We start from the raw sequence: 21,290 nt of genomic DNA on the forward strand, positions 1-21,290 counted from the left end.
CCCGATGACCATCAGCACCCCCATCAGCGCGACGATGGAGAACCCTTGGCCCGCGGCGAGCAGCGCGAGCACGATCCCGACGAGCGACACTGGGATCGCGAACAACATCACGAGCGGGAGGCGCAGGGACTTGAACTGCGTCGCCATGATCATGAACACGACCATGATGGCGAGGCCGACGGCGACCCCGAGCCCGGAGAAGGTCGTTCGCATCAGCTCGATCTGCCCGACGAACGACATCGTGACGCCTTTGGTTCGCGGGTCCTTCCCGAGTCTCCGCTCGAGCTCGTCAGCCGCCGATCCGATGTCGCGGTGCTCGGTCTGGAAGAGGATCGTCGCCGCGCGCGTGAGCTGATTTCGCTCGATCGCGATCGGCCCGGTGCCTCGCTCGAGCTTTCCGTACGAAGCGAGCGTCACCGAGCCTGAGCCGACGGTCGCTCGCACGGGGAGCGCGCCGAGAGCGTTCTTGTCCTCGACCGCGAGGGCGTCGTACGAGGTGACCACGTAGTACGACTGTCCGTTGTCCGGGTCGACCCACACACCCGGCGTGTTGATGTTCCCGAGCGTGCCCTCGAGCGTGGCCTGGGCGGCGTCGCGGAGCGTCACCCCGACGAGCCCGGCCTGCTCGCGGATCGGTCTCGACGCGAATCTCGGGGAAGTCGGTGTCCAGGGTGACGTACACGTCGCGCAGCCCAGGGACGTCGCGCGCGACGTCTGCGACCGCCCGCGAGTCAGCCATCAGCTTTTCCAGGTTCTCGCCGCGGACCTCCACGACGATGGGCGCGAGATAGCCGTTCGCGAACACGCTGGCCACGAGCCCGCCGGGCGCTTCGAGGAAATCGACCCCGGGGTAGCTCGACGTGAGGATGTGGCGCATCTGGTCGGCGATCTCGCGCTGCGTCTCCGTGCGATGCTCAGCGTCGGAGAGGGCGAGGCGGATGAAGCCCATGTGCGGCCCCGAGTTCGGGCTGTTCATGGCGCTCCGCGCCTTGCCAGGCGAGCCGACGTTGGTCAGCACGAGCTCGACCGTGTCCTTGGGGAGCTTCTCGTGGAGGAGCTTCCCCATCGCGTTCATCTTGCGGGTCGCCTCCTTCAGCGAGGTGCCCGGCGCGAAGCGGACGTAGACCCGCTCCATGCTCTCGTCGACTTCGGGGAAGAACGTGAGGGGGAGCCTCGAGGCCGCGTACCCGCTCGCGCCGATGAGCACGACGGCCGCGGTGATGACCACCTTCCGGAACGGGAGCACGTGCTCGAGAGCGCGCGCGTAGCCGCCCGACACCTTGGCGATCGCGGCGGCCACCCCCTTCGCGATCCTCCCGGGCTCCGAGTGGCCGAGGAAGTACCTGCACGCCACCGGCGTGACCGTCATGCTGACGAAGTATCCGGCGATCATGCCGGTCGCGACCGTGAGGGCGAGGGGCACGAAGAGCTTCTTCGCCAGCCCTGCGAGGAGCGCCACGGGCAGCAGCACGGCGATGGTCGCGAGGGTGGCCGCGAGCGCGGGCCCTGCCACGACCCGCGCGCCCTCGAGCGCCGAGCGGTACGCGCTCAGGCCGAGCTTCTGCTGTCGGTGGACCGACTCGAGCACCACGACCGAGATGTCCACGAGCGGCCCCATGGCGAGCGTCAGGCCGCCGAGGGTGAACGCGTTCAACGTCTGTCCCGTCCCGTAGAGCACGATCAAGATCATCGCGAACGAGATCGGGACCGCGATGCCGGCGACGACCACGGAGCGCGGGCTCTGGAGGAAGAGGAGGATCACGAGGGCCACCAGCACGAAGGCTTGGAAGATCTCCTTGCGGAGGCCCTTGTAGGTCGCGCGCACGAACGTCGACTGGTCGAACACCGGGACGACCTTCATGCCGGGCGGGAGGTCTTTGAGCGTGGCGAGGGTCTTGGTGATTTGGTCGACGATCTCGATGACGTTCCCGCCCGGGACGCGGAGCACGTTCAGGTAGACGGCCTCCTCGCCGTCGATGCTGACCGACTGCGTGTCCGGCGACCCTCCGTCTTCCACGCGCGCGACGTCCTTCACGTGCACCGGCCTGCCGTCGACCAGCTTCACGACGGCGTCGCCGATCTCCCGGACGGCCCGCGGGACGGCGTTGGTGTACACGTTCGCGTCGAACGTCGGCGCGATGAGCTTCCCCGAAGGAAGGAGCGCGTTGGTGCGCGCGACCGCCGCGCTCACGTCCGTAGAGGTGACGCCGCGGGCCGCGGCCCGGATCGGGTCGACCACGACGTTGATCTGTCGCTCGCGCCCGCCGTTGGGAGACGCGCTCGCGACACCGGGGATGCCTTCGATCCGAGGCGCGATCGCGTTGGCCGCGTAGTCGTAGATCTGGGGGCCGGTGAGCCCACCGCCATAGACGGCGATCTGGACCACTGGCGCGTTCGTCGGATCGTACTGGAGCACGAAGGGCGGCACGACGCCGAGGCTCTTCGGGATTGAGGACATCGCGAAGGCGACCTGCTGCTGCACGAGCGTCTGCGCGGAGTTGAGGTCCGTCCCCCACTTCAGCCACACGTAGATGACGCTGAGGCCGGACCGGGACACGCTCTGCACGTGGTCTACGCCCGGGGTCGCGCTCACGAACTTCTCGAGGCGCCAGGTGATGGTCTTTTCGACGTCCTTCGGGCCCATGCCCGGCACCTGCGTGCCGATGACGAGGACGGGTGGCGTCAGCTCCGGGAACGTGTCGACCGAGAGGCGAGGCGTGACGACAGCCGAGAACACCAGAATCGCGAGGCTCATCATGAGCACCGCGATGGGGTTCCTTAGCGACACGGAGATCATCGTTTGCCCCCGTCGGGCGCGCCGGACGAGCCCGGCGTGACGCCCGGGTTCATCGCCGCGGGAGCTGTCGGTGTGGGCGCGGGCGTTGACGGCGGCGCCTCGGTCTTCGCCGCGACCTTGTCACCGTTCGAGAGCCCCGCGCGCCCTTGAGTGACCACCAGCGCTCCCGGGGGAAGGTCGCGCGTCACGAACAGCGAACCCTCACGCTCCCCTACGACGGGCACCGACATCGCGCGCGCGGCGTCCCCCTCGACGACGAAGACGTTGGCCTTGCCGTTGCGCACCTTCGCGGAGGAGAGCGAGATCTCGCTCACGTCGGTCGTCGCGCCGATCTCCAGAGAAATCTCCGCGGTCGTGCCGACGGGGATGGCGCGCTCGAGCTCGGCGAAGTCGACCTCGAACCGCACCGTGCGCGTGGACGGATCGGCGGCCGGGCTCCTCCGCGCGATGAAACCAGCGCGGGTCGTCCCGTTGGAGAGGAAGCGCACCTGCACGGGGGTCCCGGGTTCCACCCCTTCGCTGTCGGTCTCGGGCACGTCGCCGACGAGGCGAACGAGATGCCGATCGACGATGGTCACCAGGCTCGCGCCAGGGCGCGCGAACGTCCCTGGATCGGCGGAGCGGACCGCGACCTCGCCATCGAACGGCGCCCGCAACACACAGTCGTTCACCTCGAGCGAGCGGCCCGCCACCTGCGCGTTGATCGCCGCGATCTGGGATGACTCTGCCGCGGCTTGCGCCTGCTTCTGTTCGAGCTCGTTCTGCGAGACGAAGCCCCCGGCGAGGAGGCCCTGCAGACGCGCCGTCTCGCCGGCCGTCGCCCGCTGCCGCGCCTCGAGCGCGCGGGCCTGCGACGCGACCACTTGGGTGGCCACCGACGCGTTGCGGCAGTCGAGCGTAGCGAGGATCTCGCCGCGCTTGACCTTCACGCCAGGCCGCACCAGCACGGTGTCGACATACGCGGAGACGAGCTGGGGCCCCACCTTCGCGACGAGCCACGGTTCGAGGGTAGCCACGTATTTCCGTGACGCCCGGTACGTCGTGGCTCTCGCGGGCACCGCCGTGACGCCCTTCGGGTCGGCGGACAGCGCGACCTTGTTCGTGGCCGCGAGTGACCGCGCGAGGAGGAGGCCACCGAGCGCGAGCACCGCCGCGACCGCGCCGCCGATCACCAGGGGCACCATGGGGTTGGGGGCCGACTGAAGCTGCTCGGGCGAGGTGCCCATGGGGATCGTTGTTCACTTCTTGGGTTCCTCGGCGAGCAGGCGCCCGAGCTGGGCGCGGGCCCGGGCGAGCTGAAAGGCGGCGACGGCCTGGTTCGACTCGGCGTCGATGACGAGCAGCGAGGCGCTCGCGACGTCCACGTTGCTGGTCATCCCGGCCGCGAAGCCGGCCTCGGCCTGCGCGTAGCTCTCGCGGGCGGAGGTGATGGCGCGGTCGAGCGAGGCGAGGGCGCCGCGGGCCGTCTCGACCTCGAGGTAGGCGCGGCGCAGGGCGGCCATCTCGAGGCGCTCGGTCACGACGAGCTCGGTGCGCTTCAGGTCTTCGCGGGCGCGCTGCGCCTCCTCGCGGCCGGAGGTCACGCCGTCGAAGATGGGCCACGAGAGCACGAGGCCCACGTCGTAGTTGGGCACGTACGGGAGGATGCCGCGCCCCGTGAGCTCGGTGTTGGCCGAGTTGGGGGCGCCGCCGCCGCGCACCGAGATGGACGCCGTGGCGTACACTGTGGGGCGACTCTCCGCCGCGATCGCCTTCGTGCGGCGCTCCTCGGCCTCGAGCTCGGCGAGCACCCGCAGGACCCGCGGCGAGCGCGCCTTCGCGCGCTCCACGGCCAGGCCGAGGGCGGGGAGCTCCGCGCGTGTCGCCGGGGCCTCGCGCGCGTCGACCGCGACGCGGTCGGAGCCGATCGCGGCCGCGAGCGTGCTCTGCGCCACGCGGACGCCCCCCTCGGCGCGGACGGCCTGCGCCTCCGCGCGCGCGAGATCGGCCTCGGTGCGCGCGACGGCGCCGTGCGCGACGAGCCCCGCCTTCACCTTGGCGGCGGCCTGGTCACGGATGGCCCGGGCCCGCGTCACCGCCCCGTCGGCGGAGCGCGCGAGGGCCTTCGCGGTGAGGACGGCGACGAAGGCCTCCTCCACGTTGAAGAGGAGGTCGAGGGTGTCCTGGCGCCCCCGGTGCTGCTCGGCCTGGACGAGCGAGTCCATCGCGGCTCGCTTGGCCGCGATGCGCCCGAACTCGTACACCGGCTGGTTCAGGCCCGCCGCGACGATCGTGGACGCGTAGGGCGCCATGTCGAGCGTGTTGGAGCGAGTGGCGCCCACGCGGGGCAGGTCGAAGCTGCGCTGACCCACGAACGTGCCGGTCCAGTTGTTCCCCGTGGCGCCGAAGACCTGCGCCGTGGCGCCCACGCTGGGGTACCACTCGGCGCCCACGCTCTCGGACTGCGCGACCTGGGCCTTGAGCCGCGCCTCCGCCGCGCGCACCTCGGGGGCGTGCGCCTTCGCGTACGCGATCGCCTCGGCGAGGGTCATCGCGGGCACGCCGGCGTCCTGCGCGGCGGCCGCCGAGGGCGTCGCGCGCGCGGCCTCCACGGGCGGGGCCTGGGGTACGTCCGCGCGCGCTACGCCCGCGCCCAGGAGCAGGGCGAGCGCGACGGTGGATCCGAGGAGCGGTCTCATGCTCTCCGGGTGTACCCCACGCGCATTCGCGTGAGAAAATCGGTCACCCGTCGCGCGCGTCCGCTTGAGGTCACGGCGCGTCCGGGCGGAGGCAGGGCGCTGCGCGGCCACGCTCGCCGCGGCTCCGAGCAGACCTCGCGCGTGGACCTTCACGCCCCCCGGAGGCGCCCGCGAAGCCGCGCGACCCGTCCGGTCAACGTCAGGCCTCGTCCGGTCACGCGCGATGTCGCACGCAGCGTGACCGGGCAGTGTCCAGGCCGCATTTTATCCGGAATTCTGCGTGCGCGAACGACGCGAGAGGTTGACCGAACGCGCTCTCGAAATGACCGGAGCCGAGGCGCGGGCTGCTACGCGTCGGGCGTGGCGGGGCCGGTCTTCTTCGGGGCGCGTGACTTGCGCTGCACCCGCTTGCGCGTGGCCACCGACGCGAAGAGCTTGGCCTTGCGCGGCTCCTTCCGGAAGGCGTAGCGGCCGGCGGCGCACACGGCGTCCATCTTGGCGACGAGGCCGTAGAACGCGAGGTTGCGCTTGGTGAGCAGCGCGCGGCTCGAGACGTCGCTGCGGCGGCCCGCGAGGCCCGAGGCGAGGCTCTCGGCCAGGGCGCGCATGCGGGCCGCGGCGCCCTTCGCGAGGTCGGCCTTCTTCAGCGCGGCGGCGTTCTCGTCGAGCAGGTCCGCGAGCTTCTCGAGGTCGTCGGCGAGATCGGCGATGCCGGTGCCCTCGCGCACCTTCGAGACCCGCGCGGCGACCTCGGCGTCGGCCTCGAGCCAGTAGTCGAGCGCCGCCAGCGCGTCGGACTTGAGGGCCTCGCCCTCCGCGATGTCCTTGGAGTCGACCCGCACGTCACGCGCGCGCCCCCAGATGTCTTCGCACCTCGCGAGGAGCGCGGCGTCGGCCTCGAGGCGCTCGAGGTCGGCCTTGCCCACGCGCGTGTGCGCGGCGAGCGCGGTGATCGCCTGCTTTCCGGCGGCGAGGACCTCACGGGCCATGGTGAGGATGCGCGGGACGCTCTGATCGGGGAGCCGGTCGAACTCGGGGGGGTAGCTCGCGAGCAGGGCCTCGTCCGCGGAGGAGAGGCCCTGGGGCGGGGCCGCGGCGGCCTTCCTCGTGGGGGCTCGCGCGGCGGTGCTGCGGGCGGGCGAGCGGGGCTGCGAGCCGGTCTTCGAGGTCGTGTTCGCGGGGGTCTTCTTCTTCTTCGCGGCCATGGTCGCGAGAATACGAGGCGGAACGCCAGGCCGTCCATGCGGGAGAGCCGAGCCGTGTGGACCGATGGCAAGGTGAGCGCGCGCCGCCGGACCGCGATCAGGGCGGTTGGGATGCGGACGGGCCGGGGGGAGTCGTCGACAGGCCGTCGAGGTGGGGGACGGGAGGGCCGTCGGCCGGGGAGGGCATCCCCGTTTTTGGGCGTTGGTGAGGAGATCTGTCACTCTGCCGGCGTCATGTCTGGCCCGCTCCAGAGTCTCGTCGACGCGCTCCGCCGTCCGACCGGTCGAGCGACCGCGCGCGCGACCTGCGCCGCCGTCGCGATCGTGGCGCTCGGAGCGGCGTGCAAGGGCAGGGACCCCCCCGCGGCCCCGGCCAAGGCCGCGGCGAAGGAGCCCGGGGTGGACGTCTCCCTCTCGCCGGTCGCGCTCGAAGCCGCGGGCATCGTCGTGGCCCCCGTGGTGACGCAGCCGCGTCGCTCGAGCGTCACCCTGGTGGGAGTGGTCGACTTCAGCCCGAGCCGCGTCGCGCGGGTGGGGCCGAACATCTCGGGTCGCGTGGGGAGCGTCAACGTCGCGCCGGGGCAGGTCGTCGCGCGGGGCGCGGTCGTCGCCACGCTGGTGGGCGTGGAGGTCGGGCGCGCCCGGGCCGACTGGGCCTCCGCCAAGGCGCGGCTCGACCTCGCGTCGCTCGAGGTCGAGCGAGAACAGAAGATGAACGACGCGGGCGCGTCGTCCGACAGAAGCCTGCAGACCGCACGCAACGAGAAGCGCCAGGCGGAGGCAGAGCTCCGCGCGGCGGAGGGCCGGCTGTCCACCCTCGGAGTGCGGGGGGCCGAGGGGCCGGTGTCGTCCACGGTGCCGCTCGTGACGCCTCTCGCCGGGACGGTGCTGGAGGTGCACGCGCGCGTCGGGCAGCCGGTCGGCGCGACCGACACGCTCGTGGTCGTCGGCGAGACCACCGAGGTGTGGCTCTCGGTCGACGTGTACGAACGGGACCTCGCGAAGGTGCACGAGCGCGACGAGGCGCGGGTCTCCGCGATCGCGTACCCAGACGCGACGTTCGCGGGCAAGGTGGACCACGTCGACACGACGGTCGATCCCGAGCGCCGCGTCCTCCGGGCGCGCATCGTCCTGCCGAACGCCGACGGTCGCCTCAAGCCTGGCATGTCGGCCGTGGCGCGGGTGCTCGGCGCTCCGGAGACCACCGACGGTGGCGCCCTCGCGGTCGTCACGGTGCCTCGCGGCGCGGTGCAGACCATCGACGGCGCGCCCTTCGTGTTCGTGGAGAAGGCAAAGGGCAAGTTCGAGCTGCGCGCCATCGAGCGGGGTCAAGACCTGGAGGGCGCGGTCGAGGTGTTGCGTGGGCTCGTGGCCGGCGAGCCCGTGGTCTCGTCGGGCTCGTTCATCCTGAAGAGCGAGGTCCTCCGCGAGCAGATGGGATCGAACGATTGATCGACCGCCTCATCGCGCTCTCCGTTCGCTCGCGAGGCCTCGTCGTCGTCCTCGCGCTCGTCTTCCTGGTCATCGGCCTCTTCGCCAGCACCAAGGTGGCGATCGACGCCGTGCCCGACGTCACCAACGTGCAGGTGCAGGTCATCACCGCCGCGCCCACGCTCGGCCCGGTGGACGTGGAGACGAGCGTCACCTTCCCGGTCGAGCGCAGCATGGCCGGCCTCCCGAAGCTCGCGGAGGTGCGCAGCGTCTCGCGCGCGGGCATCTCGGTCGTCACGCTCGTCTTCAGCGACGAGATGCCGATTTTCCTCGCGCGTCAGCTCGTCGGTGAGCGCCTCGCGCAGGCCGCGCGAGACATCCCCGCCGGCTACGGCACGCCCGAGCTCGGCCCGGTGTCGAGCGGGCTCGGCGAGGTGTACCACTTCGAGGTGAGGGGCCCGCAGTCGCTCATGGAGCGGCACCGCATCCTCGAGTGGCTCATCGCCCCGCGGCTCCGCCTCGTGCCTGGCGTGGTCGAGGTGAACACCTTCGGTGGCGAGGCCAAGACCCTCGAGCTCACGCTCGAGCCCGAGCGCATGGCCGCGGCGCGCGTCGGGGTCGCCGAGGTCGTGCGCGCGCTCGAGCAGAACCACCTGGCCGCCGGCGGCGCCTACATCGTGGACGGCCGCGAGAACGTCACCGTCCGCGGCGAGGGGCGCATCGTCACTCCCGAGGATCTGGGGAGCGTCGTCGTGAGCACCGAGCCCGGCCGCGCGCCGCTCACCCTGCGCGACGTGGGCACGCCGCGGTACGCCCCCATGGTGCGGTATGGCGCCGTCACGCGCGACGGCCGCGCCGAGGAGGCCGTGGTCGGCGTCGTGATGATGCTCCGGGACGCGAACAGCGGGCGCGTCGTAGGCGACACGAAGGCCGCGATCGCCGAGATCCAGAAGACCCTCCCCGAGGGCTGCGTCATCGACGCCTACTACGACCGCACCGAGCTCGTGCGGCGCACGGTCCGCACGGTCTCGAAGAACCTCGTCGAGGCGTGCGTGCTCGTGCTCGTCGTGCTCTTCGTGATGCTCGCCAACGTGCGCGCTGGGCTCGTGGTCGCGGTCACGATCCCGCTCGCGCTCCTCGGCGTGTTCGTCGGGATGTGGGGGTTCGGCATCTCCGGCAACCTCATCAGCCTCGGCGCCATCGATTTCGGCCTCGTCGTCGACGGCGCGATCATCCTGGTCGAGAACGCGATCCGTCGCATGGGCGAGCGCCGCGCGCAGCTCGGGCGCACGCTCACCGACGAGGAGCGCCAGGAGGTGGTCATCGCGTCGAGCATCGAGGTGCGCTCCGCCACCACCTTCGGCGAGGCGATCATCGCGCTCGTGTACGTGCCCATCATCGCCCTCGGGGGCACCGAAGGGCGCATGTTCCGGCCGATGGCGCTCACCGTGCTCTTCGCGCTCGGCTCGGCGTTCGTGCTGTCGCTCACCGTGGTGCCCGCGCTCGCGTCGTGGGCGCTCTCGCGCGACACGGTGGACACGCACAGCCCCGTGCTGCGCCTGGCCGACCGGCTCTACGTGCCCGCGCTCGCGTGGGCGACGCGCTGGCCGAGGCTGGTGGGCGGAGCCACCGTCGCCATCTTCGCTGTCTCCCTCACCCTCGGCGCGCGCATGGGCAAGGAGTTCCTGCCCAAGCTCGACGAGGGCACGGCGGTGCTCGCGATGGTGCGCCTGCCGAGCGTCTCGCTCGAGCAGTCGCTCGAGCAGTCGCGCAGGCTCGAGAAGACCCTGCTCACCTTCCCGGAGGTCACGAGCGTGGTGTGCCGCACGGGGCGCGCCGAGATCGCCGTAGACCCCATGGGCATCAACATGACCGACGTGTACGTCATGTTGAAGCCTCGCGAGGAGTGGACCACCGCGCGCGACCGCGAAGGGCTCGTGGAGGCCTTCGACAAGAAGATCTCCGTCGAGGTGCCGGGCGCCGGCTTCGGGTTCACCCAGCCCATCGAGATGAACACGAACGATCTGCTCGCGGGCATCGAGAGCGATCTCGCGATCCACCTCTACGGGCACGACCTCACGCTCCTTCGGCAGAACGCCGACCGCATGGTGCGCGTGCTGCGGCAGATCCCCGGCGCAAAGGATGTCCGGGCCGAGCAAATCGCGGGCTTCAACGTGCTCACCGTGAGCGTCGATCGCGTCGCGATCGCGCGCGCCGGCCTCTCGGCGAAGGCCGTGCTCGACACCGTGTCGGCCCTCGGCGGGATGCAGGTCGGCGACGTCGTCGAACAGGGCGAGCGCTTCCCGTTGCAGGTGCGCTTCGCGGAGTCGGCCCGCAGAGACCGGGAGTCCATCGCGGCGCTCCCCGTGCGCGCGCCCGACGGTCGCCTCGTGCCGCTCGGGCAGCTCGCGCGCATCGAGCTTGGCCCAGGGCCGTCTCAAGTGAGTCGTGAGCGCCTGCAGCGCCGCATCACCGTCCAGCTGAACGTGCGCGGCCGCGACGTCGGCTCGTTCGTCGGGGAGGCCCACGCCCGCCTCGACCGCGACATCAAGCTCCCGCCAGGTTACTTCACCGAGTGGGCCGGCGAATACGAGCGCTTCAAGAACGCCACGGCCCAGCTCGCGGTGGTGGTGCCCATCACGCTCGCGCTCATTCTCGTGTTGCTGGTGGCGACGTTCGGCAAGTTCCGCCCGGCGCTGGTGATTTTCCTCAACGTGCCCATGAGCATTTCGGGAGGTCTCTTCGCGCTGCTCCTGCGCGGAGAGCCTTTCAGCATCTCGGCGGGCGTGGGCTTCATCGCCCTGTTCGGCGTCGCCGTGTTGAACGGCCTCGTGCTCGTCTCCAGCGTCGAGCACCTGCGCGGCGAGGGCGTCGCGGCGCTCGAGGCCGTGCGCCTCGGGGCGACGGGCCGCCTCCGCCCGGTGCTCACCACCGCCCTCGTCGCGTCGCTCGGCTTCTTGCCCATGGCGCTCGCCACCGGGGCGGGGGCCGAGGTGCAGCGGCCGCTCGCGACGGTCGTCATCGGCGGCCTGCTCTCTTCGACGCTGCTCACGCTGCTCGTGCTCCCGGCCATCTACGGGACGCTCCTCGAGCGTGAGGAGCGCGCGGGCGCGGCGCGCAAACTGCCCAGCTTAGCTGAGTGAGCGCACCGACGTCAGGCGCGAGGCCGCCCGGCGTCGCATCCGTCCGGATCGCACCGCTCGCCCTCGCTCGCGTCGGTCGCGTCGGTCGCTTCGCTGGCGTCGCTCGCGTCGCTCCACGCACGCCGGAGGGCCCCGAGCAGCACCTCGGGCGGCTGCGCGCCGGACACGCCGATGTGCCCGTCGAACACGAAGAACGGCACCCCGGTGACCCCGATGCTCTGCGCCATCGCCTCGTCCGCGCGAACCTCCCGAGCCCCTTCGGTCGTCGCGAGCGCGGCGCGCGCCGCTTCAGCGGACAGGCCCACGTCGCCGGCGAGGCGGGCGAGCGTATCGAGGTCGTCCAGCGCCTCGCCCTCGGTGAAGTAGGCGCGAAGCAGGCGCTCCTTCAAAGCGCCTTGCTGGGTCGGCCCCTGCTGCGACGCCCAGTGGAGCAGCCGATGCGCGTCGAACGTGTTGCAGACCCGCGCGCGATCGAAGCGGAGCTCGAGCCCCTCGGCGACGCCGGTCGCCGTCATGTTCGAGATCATCCCCTCGGCCTGCGCGGGCGAGGTGCGGTACTTCCGCGCGAGGCGCGCGGCGTAGTCGCCGTCGACCGTGGGGCCCGGCGCGCCCTTCGCGGAGGGGTCGAGCTCGAACGACCGCCAGACGACCTCGACGGACTCCCGCTCGTCGAAGCGCGCGAGCGCAGCCTCCAGGCGCCGCTTGCCGACGTAGCACCACGGGCAGGCAATGTCGGACCAGATGTCGACGCGGAGCTTCTCCATCCAGGGCACGGTAGTCCCTCGACACGGAGATTTCGACAGGCGCATCGGCGGCACGCCCGCGGCGTGCGCTATGGATGGGCGCCGTCGAGCTCGCGCGCATTCGGCGTGGCGCTGGCGGCCGGGTAGCGCGCCTCGAGCTGCTCGAGGAGGGTCACGTACGTGGCCGTCTCCGCGAGCCCGGACGTGCGCTCGGCCGCGGCGTAGGCGGCCATGAGCCGCGGGTCTTCTGCGGGCCCCAGGGCCTGCTCGGCCATGCGGAACAGTACGTTGTTTTCCTTGTAAATATGGGCGCTTAGTAGGTGTACGTAGGTGTGCGCGGCGACCGCGAACGTGCGCCACGCGCCCGGGTCCGACGCGGCGGCGGAGAGGGCCGCGTCCATCGCGCGGATCGCCGCGCGTCCGTGATCGTGCTCGGCCAGCATGCAGCCGAGCGGCCCGCCGCTCCGCGCGATGCCCGCCGCCTCCAGCGCCGGGAAGAGCACCTGCTCCTCCTTCGCGTGGTGGCGGCCGTCGGCGAGCTCGCGAAGGAACGTGACCATCGCCCGGCCGTCGGCGACAGGGAACGGTGGCTCCACGATGGCCGGGGCCTCCTGCGGGGCCTGCTGCGCCAGCCAGGCGAGCCGGCCGAGGACCGCGAGCCCGCGGAGGATGAGGTCGTGTTCCTGAACGAGGAGGTCGGTCGCGTGCATGGCGGCACGAGACCTCTCCGCCGCCGGCATGGCGTTGACATCGGTCATGAAGCGGGTTCTGCGAAGCGCTCGCCTCGTGGCACTTCCGGCGCTAGGTTGGCCGATCATCATGGCCCTCCGCACGACCGGTCTCCCCCTCGGCGCCTCCCTGGTGGCCCTCGCGATCGCGTGCGCCGGCGCCCTGCCGGCCTGCTCCGCCGAGGTCCAGTCGGAGGTGCCCGACGAGAGCGCACAAGACGAGGCGCTCGGCGCGCTCCCGGGAGCCGCGCGCTACCCGCGTTCTCGCACCCAAGCGCCCATCACCACCGAGATGGTCGCGCGGTGGGCGACGACGGCGGCGCGTGCGCCTTCGCGCAAGGCCGACGTGTTCTCCAAGATCGGCGACTCGCAGACCGTGAACGCCGGCTTCATGCACTGCGAGGGCGAGTATCTGCTCACGCTCGTCCCCGAGCAGGGCTGAGCGGCTTCGCGTCCGGCGGCAGCGCGTGGTTGACCCCGCGGGCGAGGTCGCGCACCCTCCACGCCATGTCGCTCGCCCCGTGCCCCTCCTGTTCTCGCCACGTGCGCGGCTCCGACGCTTCGTGCCCGTTCTGCGCCGAGCCCGCCCCTCTCGTGCCTGCCAGCGCGGTCGACGCGGCCCCGGCGGTTGGCACGCGCGCGCATATTTTCCTTGGCGCGCTCACGGTCGCGGCCGTCGCGGCGTCTGTCGCAGCGTGCAGCCCGACCCCGCAGGCGATCGCGCCCGTGTACGGCGCGCCGGTGCCCGTGGAGGAGCGCGACGCGGGGGCGGTGCCCCTCGCGGCGGACGCGGCGCCGCCGGTGCTCCCGGTCGCGCCGTCGGGCGCGTACGGCGCCCCGCCGTCGCCGTAGCGCTCGCCTTGGCGCGTGGCCTCAGGGGCAGCGCGCCGTGCGCAGCTCGACGCCGTCGTCGGTGCGGTACGAGGACACGATGGTCCCGTCGGGGCGGACGGCGAAGTCGCGAAACGCCTCCTCCGGCGTCTCGCTGAGGGCCACGATGACTCGCCCGAGCACGTGGCCATCCGTCGGATCCATGCAGGCTACATGGACCTGCGAGCCCGGCCCCGCCCAGACGCCCAGGTAGATCGTGCCCTTCGCGTCTGTGTCGAGCAGCGCCACGCCGTGCGCGGGGCGCGCGAAGGTCACCTGCCGCGCGAAGCGGAGCGCGCCGGCCTTGCGGTCGAAGGCGTTGACCGCGGTGAGGCCCGCGGCGGCGTCGGTCAGGGCGGCCGAGAGCAGCAGCGCGCCGTCTTTGCTCGGGCGGCCCTGGAGCGACATGGGCTCCGCGCTCGCCTTGCCGTCGGTCGTGCCGATGCGGACGAGCGCCCCGTGCTCCTTCTCGACGTACACGTCCGCGCCGTCCACGAAGAGCCCCGTGAGCAGGCCCGTCTCGCCGGCGGCCTGTGGCAGGGCGAGCTCGCCCACGCGCCGCCCGCGGGGGTCGAACAGCGTGATCTTCTTGTCGACCAAGCGATCGAGCAGCACGGTCGTCCCGTCCGCGGCGACGGCGACGTCCTGCGTGGTGGGGGTCGCCGCGACCGAGCTCACCTGGCGCCCCTTCGCGTCGTAGCGCACGGCGCGTCCGTTCACCTGGTCGAGCACGACCACGTCGGCCCCGGACAGCGCGAAGCTCATCGGCCCCTCGGCGTTGCCTTCGGCGGCCCGGACGTGCCCGAGCTCGCCGTCGCGGCTGCCCCAACGCGCCTTCAGGAGCGGGGCTGCGGGGAGTGGCGCCTCCGCGGAGCTGGCCTCCGCGAACGTGCCCGGCGCGGCGGCCGCCACAGGCGGCGGCTCGGGAGGCTCCGGTGGGGTCGCGGCGCTCGCGGCGACCTCGCGGGAGCGCGGCTCGGGAGGCGCTCCGCTCCGGCGCGCGAGGATGGCCGCGAGGCCCACGAGCGCGAGCACGGCGGCGACGGTCAGGAGGGGGCGGTTCTTCATCGGGGGAGGGATCCAAGGAGGGCTGTGGACGTAAGACCTACATCGAGACGAGGGGAAGGTCACTGTCAGAGCGCGCCCTACCATGTGTGTAGATGGGCGCTAATTCGTTGAATTGGTTGAAAATTCTAGCCGTCTTGCGGGTCGCGTTTGGCCCGACACTTGCTGAAGGGGAGACATGCGCCCCACAGCAATTCTCGCGCTCGTCGCGCTCGCCCTCCCGCTCACCCTCGGCCCGCTCGGCTGCGCGGTCGAGCCCACCGACTCCCTCCGCGGCGGCGCCGCCGGTGGTGGCAGCGAAGAGGCCACGGCCGGTGGCGAGGCGGGCGACGACGCGCCCATGGTCGCCGCGGACGACGGCGTGGCGCCGACCGATCCGTCAGGCGCCGCCTTCACCGATCCGGCGGGCGCCGGCGTGGAGGGGTTCGCGCCGGGAGCCGGCACCACCGAGGTGCGCTCCACGGCGAACGTGAACCTTCGGACCGGTGCCTCTACGAGCCACACGATCCTCGCGGTCGTGCCCAACGGCACGGTCGTGAAGCTGCTCTCGACGACGCTCAACAACGGCTTCCTGCGGGTCGAATACCGTGGCACGGCGGGCTGGTCTCACTCGAACTACTACGCGCCCACGGCGCCGTCTTCGGGCGCACCCTCCGGCGGTGGCACCTCGGGGGGGAGCGTGAGCGGCGGGCCGTCCCCGGCGAACGCGATCGCGCGGGCGCGCGCCTCCGTGGGGTTCTCGTACTGGTGGGGCGGCGGCGCCTGGCTGGGGAGCGGCCCGAGCTCATCGACCCGGGGCTCGTGCTCGGGCAGCTGCCCCTCCTGCTCGCACTCGGGCCGCTACGGGGCCGACTGCTCCGGGATGGTCGGCAAGGCGTGGCAGTACGGCGACGTGGACCTCGCGGACAACTCTCACCCCTACAGCACCTTCGACTTCGCGCGCGGCTCCAGCCGCTGGTCCAGCGTGTCGCGCGGCGCGCTCCGCGGCGGCGACGCGATGGTCTACAACTCGAACGGCGCGGGCCACATCGTCCTCTACGAGCGCGGCGACGGCTGGGGTTCGCCCACGGTCTTCGAGTGCCGCGGCTGCGCCTACGGGTGCGTGTACAATACGCGCAACTTCACCTCTGCGTACGGCGGCGTGCGGCGCTCCGGCTTCTGAGCCGCAGCGCGAGCGTCACCTGCGAACGCACGTCGAGCCCCGGCCGACGTGCGTTACGCATTTTGGGGCGACCGCAGGGCGCGCGCACGGACGCGGCGTCGGGGAGGGCGCGCGCGAACGGTGGCGCGAACGTCACTGCGCGGTGGATCGCAACGTTTTCTCGACCAGGTCGCTTGCTGATCCACCCCCCTCGAGGGCCGCGCCCGGCCCTCCGCGAGGGCCCGCGAGGGCGCGCACTCTCAACAGAAAATTCCGCCCGAACGGCTCATCCCGCCTTCCCGAGGTCTGCGAGCACCGCGGCGGCGGCGTTGTGCCCGGCGGCCCCAATCACGCCGCCGCCCGGGTGGGTGCCGGCGCTGCACGAGTAGACGCCGGCGATGGGCGTGCGGTAGGGCAGGCGGTCGGCGAAGCCGAACGCGTTGTCCACGTGGTGGATGTGGCCGCGGGTCATGCCGAAGTGCGCCTCGATCTTCGGCGGCGTGAGGGCGAACGTGTCGACCACGAGGTCGCTCGTGCCCGGCGCGAAGCGGTCGCAGAGCGACAAGAGGTGCGCGACGTAGCCCGCCTCCTCTGCCTCCCACGTCGACTCGGCGAGGGTGTGCGGCACCCACTGGACGAAGAGCGCGGAGTTGTGGTGGCCGCGCGCGTCGCGGAGCGAGGGATCGATGGCGGTGTGCATGTACCACTCGATGGTCGGGAAGCGCGGCAGCTTGCCGGCGCGCGCCTCGGCGTACGCGGTCGCGACCGCGCCGAGGACGTCGGGCCCCTCGGGCAGCAGGTGGATGGTGGGCCCGTACTGCCCGCGGTCTTCCGGCAGGCACGAGAACCGCGGCAGCGCCGAGAGCGCCAGGTTCACCTTCAGCGTCGTGCCGTCCCGGCGGTAGCCGTCGAGGCGGGAGTTGTAGCCCGGCGGCAGTCGGTCGCGCCCCAGCAGGTCGCGCATCCGGAACGGATCGGCGTTGCACACGACGACCCCCGCGCGGACGCGCGACCCGTCGGCGAGCACCACGCCTCGAGCGACGCCCCCCTCGTGCTCGACCTCGACGACCGCGCGCCCGGTCTCGATGCGCGCGCCGAGGGCCGCAGCCGCGGCGGCGAGGGTGCTCGTGAGCGTGCCCATTCCTCCCTCGAGGATCATCCACGTGCCGTCGGCGCCTGGCAGTCGGCACATGTTGTGGAGCAAGAAGTTCATGCCGGTGCCTGGAGACTCCCACCCGCCGTCGATCCCCGAGAAGCCGTCGGTCGTGGCGTACATCGCCTTCACGAGATCGCTCTCGAAGCCGAAGCGATTCAGGTAGTCGCCAACGGAACCCCGGCAGAGCGCCACGAACGCGCGCCGGAGAGCAGGGCGCACGTAGCGCTCGGCGGTCGCCTCGATGGAGAGCGGTTCGGTCAGCCAGGTGGGCGCCACGTCCTCGCGCAGGGCCGCGAGCTCGGCGTTCATGGCCTCGTGGGCGCGGAAGTCGGCGGCGCTGAAGAACGCCTCGAACGCCCGCTCGTTCGCCTTGGCGTCCCCACCGAGCAGCAGGTACTTCCCGGTGGTGGTCGGCAGGAAATAGTGCGGATCGCGCCGTCGCAGCGGCAACGCGAGCTCGAGCTTCGCGAGCAGCTCGGGCGGCACGAGGCCGAGCAAATACGCTCCGCTCGAGATGGGCAGGTCCTTCGCCTCGGCGCGCCGAAACGGGCGCTCGGTGCGGCAGGCGCCGCCGACCACGGACTTGTCCTCGAGCACCCTCACACGCAGGCCCGCGCGCGCAAGCAGCAGCGCGCACACGAGGCCGTTGTGGCCCGCGCCCACGATGACCACGTCGGCCTCGTCGGCCTGGCGCGCGCTCCCGCCTCGCAGGGGGTGTTCAGGCTGAACCTCGTCTGCACCGCTCATCGCGACTCCTCTCGTCTCGTGTCGTGTCGTGTCGTCTCGTGTCGTGTCGTGTCGTGTCCGGCTGCTCACGCCTCCGGCCTTTGGCCCTGCCGGTGCTGCTAGCCCGGACAACTCATCGGGCTTCCGCGTGAGCCTCGGACCTGCGGAGTACGGACAGTACGCCTCGGACCTGCGGTGCGGAGTTGCGAGCATTTCGCCGCGGTCTCGGTGCCTCGTCGCACGAACCTCATGAATTGTCCGGGCTAGAGGGCGAGGTCCGTGCACGACCCGCCGGTGCAGGTGTTCGTGCAGGTGCCCGCGGCGCACCTGAACGTGCACCTTCCCCCCGAGCACGAGTTCACACACCTCGCGCCCGCGTTGCAGACGGTCACGCAGCCCCCGCCCGCGCACGTGGTCGTCAGGGTCGAGCCCGACTGGCCCACGAAGTCGCACTCGCGTCCGGAGCAGTCGTACGCGCACCGGTCCGCGGGACCGCACACGAAGTCGCAGAGGCCCTGGGGGCAGTTCGCGCTGCACGCGCCGCCGGCGCAGACGCAATTCGACGCTCCCCCGCAAGCGCTGCCCGCGGTTGGCGCCGACTCGGTGCCGACCGTCCAGTCGTAGGTGCAGGCGGCGAGGCCGATGACGAGCGCGCCGAACACCAGCCGCGCGGCGCGCGAGGCGAGCGACCCGAGGAGGGCGGGACGAGGGATGTGCGGGGTGGGCATGCGTCGAGCCAGCGAGCCGAGTCGATGGTAGCGTAACGCTTCGTGACCTGGGTAGCTCGCAGCGCGCCTCTCCTCTTCGCCGTGCTCGTCGCAGCGGCGGCTCACGCGGACGGCGGGCAGCAGGCGGCGCGCGAGGCCTACGACCGCGGCGTTCAGGCGCACAACCGAGGTGATCTCGGCCGCGCCGCGGAGGAGTTCGCTCGCGCCGACGCCCTCGCCCCGAGCCCCGTCGCGCTGGGCGCCGCGATCGACGCGGCGGTCGCCGCCAAGCTCCCCGTCCTCGGCATGGAGCTCGTGGCCCGCGCGGCGCGTGGTGCGCCCGCCGACCCGCCGCCCACGTTGAAGCGCAGCGTCGAGGCGGCGCGCGCCGCCTTCGCGGGCAAGACCGGGCGCATCACCGTCGTTTGCAACGAGGGCGCGCCCTGCAGCGCCACCGTGGACGGGCGAGAGGTCGCGCCCAACGTGGAGCGTGTGGTCGTCGTCGGCGAGCACACGATCGTGTTTCGCGTCGGCGGTCAGGACGAGTCGCGCCGTGTGCAGGTGCTGCCCGACGTCGCGCTCGAGCTCCACCCGTCCGCGGCCGCGGACCTCAAGGCCACACCCCCCGCGTCTCTTCTGTCAGGGGCCGGGGCCGGCGCCGCGCCGCCGCCCGCGTCCCTGGCATCCCCGGCGAAGCGCGCCGAGCCCGCGCCCGAAGCGCAGGGAGGGAAGCCCCTGCCTCCGTTCGTACTCATCGTCGGCGGCAGTCTCACCGTCGTGGCGGCGGCCGCCGCGGTGTGGACCGGCGTCACTGCCGGCAACCTCCATGACGAGTTCGAGGCAGCCCGCTGTCCGGAGCTCGCGGGCGCGGGGTGCGAAGACCTCGCCTCGAGTGGCTCTGCCCGCCAGACGCGCGCGAACATCCTCATCGCGACGACCGGCGTGCTCGGGGCCGTGACGTTCGCCGCGGGGCTCCTTTGGGTCGACTGGGGCGTCGGCGATCGAAAAGCGACGACCGTAAGGCTCGCGCCCGAGCTCGGCTCCTCGCGTGGTGGGCTCCATCTCGTCGGCACCTTCTGACCCGCGCGGGCGTGACGCGGCTTCCACGGGCGATCTGGTAGGCTCCCTCGGGCATGGCTTCGGCGCCGACAGACTCGCGCTACGCGACGCTCCTGAAGCTCGCCTCCGGCGGTATGGCCACCGTGTGGATCGGCACGGCGCGGGGCGGGATGGGCTTTCGGCAGCTCGTCGCCATCAAGAAGCCGCACCCGCACCTGCTCGACCGCGCCGAGCTCCGCGCGGAGCTGCTGGCCGAGGCCGCGCTCGCGTCGTCGATTCGCCACGTGAACGTCGTCGACGTACGCGATGTCGAGGTCTGCGACGGCGCGATCTCGCTCGTCATGGACTACATCGAGGGGGCGTCGCTCTCCGAGCTGCTCACGAGCTCGCTCAACGGCGGTCCGCGGATCACGCCCGCCGTCGCGGTGCGCATCGCGCTCGACGCGCTGGCCGGCCTCCACGCGGCCCACGAGCTCGTCGACGACCGCGGAAAGGTCGTCGGCCTCGTGCATCGCGACGTGTCTCCGCAGAACATTCTCGTCGGCCTCGACGGGGTCGCGCGCGTGGTCGACTTCGGCGTGGCGAAGTTCGAGAAGAAGGGGGACGCCACGATGGGCGGGCAGCTCAAGGGCAAGCTCGCCTACATGGCCCCGGAGTACCTCCGCAGCGAGCCGTTCGACCGCCGAGTGGACGTCTTCGCGGTCGGGGTGGTGCTCTGGGAGACGCTCGCCGCGCAGAGGCTCTTTCGCGGAAACCACGACGCGGACACTGTGCAGAAGGTGCTCGGCGCCGCCGCGCCCGCGGTGTCGCGGTTCACCCCGGAGGCCGCGCCGCTCGAGCCTGTCCTCGCGCGGGCCCTCTCGAAGAATCCGGCCGAGCGCTACCCGACCGCCGCCGCGATGGCCCTCGAGCTCGAGACACTCGCGGCCGCGGCGGGGCTCGTCGCGACGCCGCGCGACGTGAGCGAGCTCGTGAAGGCGTCCGTCGGCGACGCCCTCGAGGAGCGCCGCAAAAAGCTCCGCGAGAAGAGCGTCGACGTCCCGTCGGTCGCGAGCCTCTTCGAAGGCGTCAGGGCGGCGGAGATCGCGCCGCCCACGGTCGCGGAGGTCGTGCCGCACACGCAGCCGCTCGACGCGCGCACTCTCCCGCTGGCCGGGCGTGGAGCGCTCGCTGTCGGACACACGCTGCCCCTCGAGCCCACGACCGCGCCGCTTGGCGGTGCGCTCGGCCAAGCGGCGCCGGCCGAGGCGCGGACCTTGCCGCTGGAGCCTGGCGTCCCTTGCGCGCCCGCGTACGCGGCTCCCCACTCCTCGGACGCGGGCCCTCCCAACCTCGCCACCATGGTGTCGCACCCGAGCGGATCAAGCTTGCCCAGCACGCCGACCCACCCGAGCAGGCCGAGCCTGCCGAGCGTTCATGACCACGGGATCGTGCCCGGTGCGGCGCGCAGCGTCCCCATCGAGCGCGTCGCTGGCATCGTGCTGGCCGCGGGCCTCGCCTTCAGCGGGCTCTCCCTCGCGATCGTCGCCGCGGTCGCCCTCGGCGGCTCGGGTCGCGCGGCCGACGCGACGCCCTCGACGCCGGCGGCCTCGATCCCCCGCGAGCCCGCGCCGCCTGCCGTGGCTCCGAGCCTCGCGCCGTCGATGGTTGCCTCCGCGACCGCCGCGCCGCGGCCCGCGTCGATGCCCGCGGCGTCCGCCAAGGCCCCCGCGCGCAGCGCAGCGCCGCCGCCGGCGCCGCCGCCGCCGCGGCCCGCCGCTCCCAGCGCCACGGCGTCGACGCCAGCGCCGATCGTGCGCCCGGGGACGCCGCCTCCCAACCCCTATGCCCCACAGTAGCTC

General features: G+C 72.4%; 17 protein-coding genes. 7 read left to right on the forward strand and 10 right to left on the reverse strand.

Features of this window, described 5'->3' with window-relative positions; translation table 11 throughout:
• The 5 genes from IPQ09_25810 to IPQ09_25830 form a co-directional block, all read right to left on the reverse strand.
• Positions 1-240, reverse strand: a 240-nt coding sequence (locus IPQ09_25810; GenBank protein ID MBL0197568.1) for an efflux RND transporter permease subunit, incomplete at its 3' end; no start/stop codon positions are given.
• A 49-nt stretch (positions 241-289) separates the two neighbouring features.
• A complete protein-coding gene (locus IPQ09_25815; protein ID MBL0197569.1) occupies positions 290-2,788 on the reverse strand; it encodes an efflux RND transporter permease subunit in 2,499 nt (832 codons plus the stop codon).
• Positions 2,789-2,793: 5 nt separating this feature from the next.
• Positions 2,794-4,023: an efflux RND transporter periplasmic adaptor subunit gene (locus tag IPQ09_25820; GenBank protein ID MBL0197570.1), complete on the reverse strand. Its 1,230-nt coding sequence runs from the start codon at positions 4,021-4,023 to the stop codon at positions 2,794-2,796.
• A gap of 12 nt (positions 4,024-4,035) precedes the next feature.
• A complete protein-coding gene (locus IPQ09_25825) occupies positions 4,036-5,475 on the reverse strand; it encodes a TolC family protein (GenBank protein ID MBL0197571.1) in 1,440 nt (479 codons plus the stop codon).
• Positions 5,476-5,822: 347 nt separating this feature from the next.
• A complete protein-coding gene (locus IPQ09_25830) occupies positions 5,823-6,680 on the reverse strand; it encodes a hypothetical protein (protein ID MBL0197572.1) in 858 nt (285 codons plus the stop codon).
• Between the two features lie 234 nt (positions 6,681-6,914).
• Here IPQ09_25830 and IPQ09_25835 point away from each other — a divergent pair, with 234 nt between their 5' ends.
• Entirely contained in the window at positions 6,915-8,132 is a 1,218-nt protein-coding gene (locus IPQ09_25835; protein ID MBL0197573.1) for an efflux RND transporter periplasmic adaptor subunit, read from the forward strand.
• Complete coding sequence (locus IPQ09_25840; GenBank protein MBL0197574.1) at positions 8,129-11,254, forward strand: efflux RND transporter permease subunit; 3,126 nt, start codon at positions 8,129-8,131, stop codon at positions 11,252-11,254. Before IPQ09_25835 ends, IPQ09_25840 begins: the two co-directional genes overlap by 4 nt.
• 11 nt (positions 11,255-11,265) lie before the next feature.
• Here IPQ09_25840 and IPQ09_25845 read toward each other — a convergent pair whose 3' ends face one another.
• Both IPQ09_25845 and IPQ09_25850 read right to left on the reverse strand, forming a co-directional pair.
• A complete protein-coding gene (locus IPQ09_25845) occupies positions 11,266-12,018 on the reverse strand; it encodes a DsbA family oxidoreductase (protein MBL0197575.1) in 753 nt (250 codons plus the stop codon).
• A 68-nt stretch (positions 12,019-12,086) separates the two neighbouring features.
• The gene (locus IPQ09_25850; GenBank protein ID MBL0197576.1) at positions 12,087-12,755 is read right to left on the reverse strand and encodes a hemerythrin domain-containing protein; all 669 of its coding nucleotides are present in this window, start codon (positions 12,753-12,755) and stop codon (positions 12,087-12,089) included.
• A 61-nt stretch (positions 12,756-12,816) separates the two neighbouring features.
• Here IPQ09_25850 and IPQ09_25855 point away from each other — a divergent pair, with 61 nt between their 5' ends.
• A complete protein-coding gene (locus IPQ09_25855; GenBank protein MBL0197577.1) occupies positions 12,817-13,167 on the forward strand; it encodes a hypothetical protein in 351 nt (116 codons plus the stop codon).
• A gap of 65 nt (positions 13,168-13,232) precedes the next feature.
• Entirely contained in the window at positions 13,233-13,577 is a 345-nt protein-coding gene (locus IPQ09_25860) for a hypothetical protein (protein ID MBL0197578.1), read from the forward strand.
• A 21-nt stretch (positions 13,578-13,598) separates the two neighbouring features.
• On the opposite strand, the gene IPQ09_25865 is transcribed toward IPQ09_25860, so the two are convergent.
• A complete protein-coding gene (locus IPQ09_25865) occupies positions 13,599-14,663 on the reverse strand; it encodes a hypothetical protein (GenBank protein MBL0197579.1) in 1,065 nt (354 codons plus the stop codon).
• 175 nt (positions 14,664-14,838) lie between these two features.
• Here IPQ09_25865 and IPQ09_25870 point away from each other — a divergent pair, with 175 nt between their 5' ends.
• Positions 14,839-15,822, forward strand: a complete 984-nt coding sequence (locus IPQ09_25870; protein ID MBL0197580.1) for an SH3 domain-containing protein — start codon at positions 14,839-14,841, stop codon at positions 15,820-15,822.
• 265 nt (positions 15,823-16,087) lie between these two features.
• Here IPQ09_25870 and IPQ09_25875 read toward each other — a convergent pair whose 3' ends face one another.
• Both IPQ09_25875 and IPQ09_25880 read right to left on the reverse strand, forming a co-directional pair.
• On the reverse strand, positions 16,088-17,704 hold the full coding sequence (locus IPQ09_25875; protein ID MBL0197581.1) for an NAD(P)/FAD-dependent oxidoreductase: 1,617 nt from the start codon (positions 17,702-17,704) through the stop codon (positions 16,088-16,090).
• Between the two features lie 242 nt (positions 17,705-17,946).
• The gene (locus tag IPQ09_25880) at positions 17,947-18,411 is read right to left on the reverse strand and encodes a hypothetical protein (GenBank protein ID MBL0197582.1); all 465 of its coding nucleotides are present in this window, start codon (positions 18,409-18,411) and stop codon (positions 17,947-17,949) included.
• Positions 18,412-18,453: 42 nt separating this feature from the next.
• On the opposite strand from IPQ09_25880, the gene IPQ09_25885 reads away from it, so the two are divergent.
• Both IPQ09_25885 and IPQ09_25890 read left to right on the forward strand, forming a co-directional pair.
• Positions 18,454-19,470, forward strand: coding sequence for a hypothetical protein (locus IPQ09_25885; protein ID MBL0197583.1), 1,017 nt, complete (start codon positions 18,454-18,456; stop codon positions 19,468-19,470).
• A gap of 53 nt (positions 19,471-19,523) precedes the next feature.
• Positions 19,524-21,287, forward strand: coding sequence for a protein kinase (locus tag IPQ09_25890; protein MBL0197584.1), 1,764 nt, complete (start codon positions 19,524-19,526; stop codon positions 21,285-21,287).
• Positions 21,288-21,290 lie beyond the last annotated feature (3 nt).

This window comes from Myxococcales bacterium (assembly GCA_016720545.1).
Classification (GTDB): domain Bacteria; phylum Myxococcota_A; class Polyangia; order Polyangiales; family Polyangiaceae; genus JAAFHV01.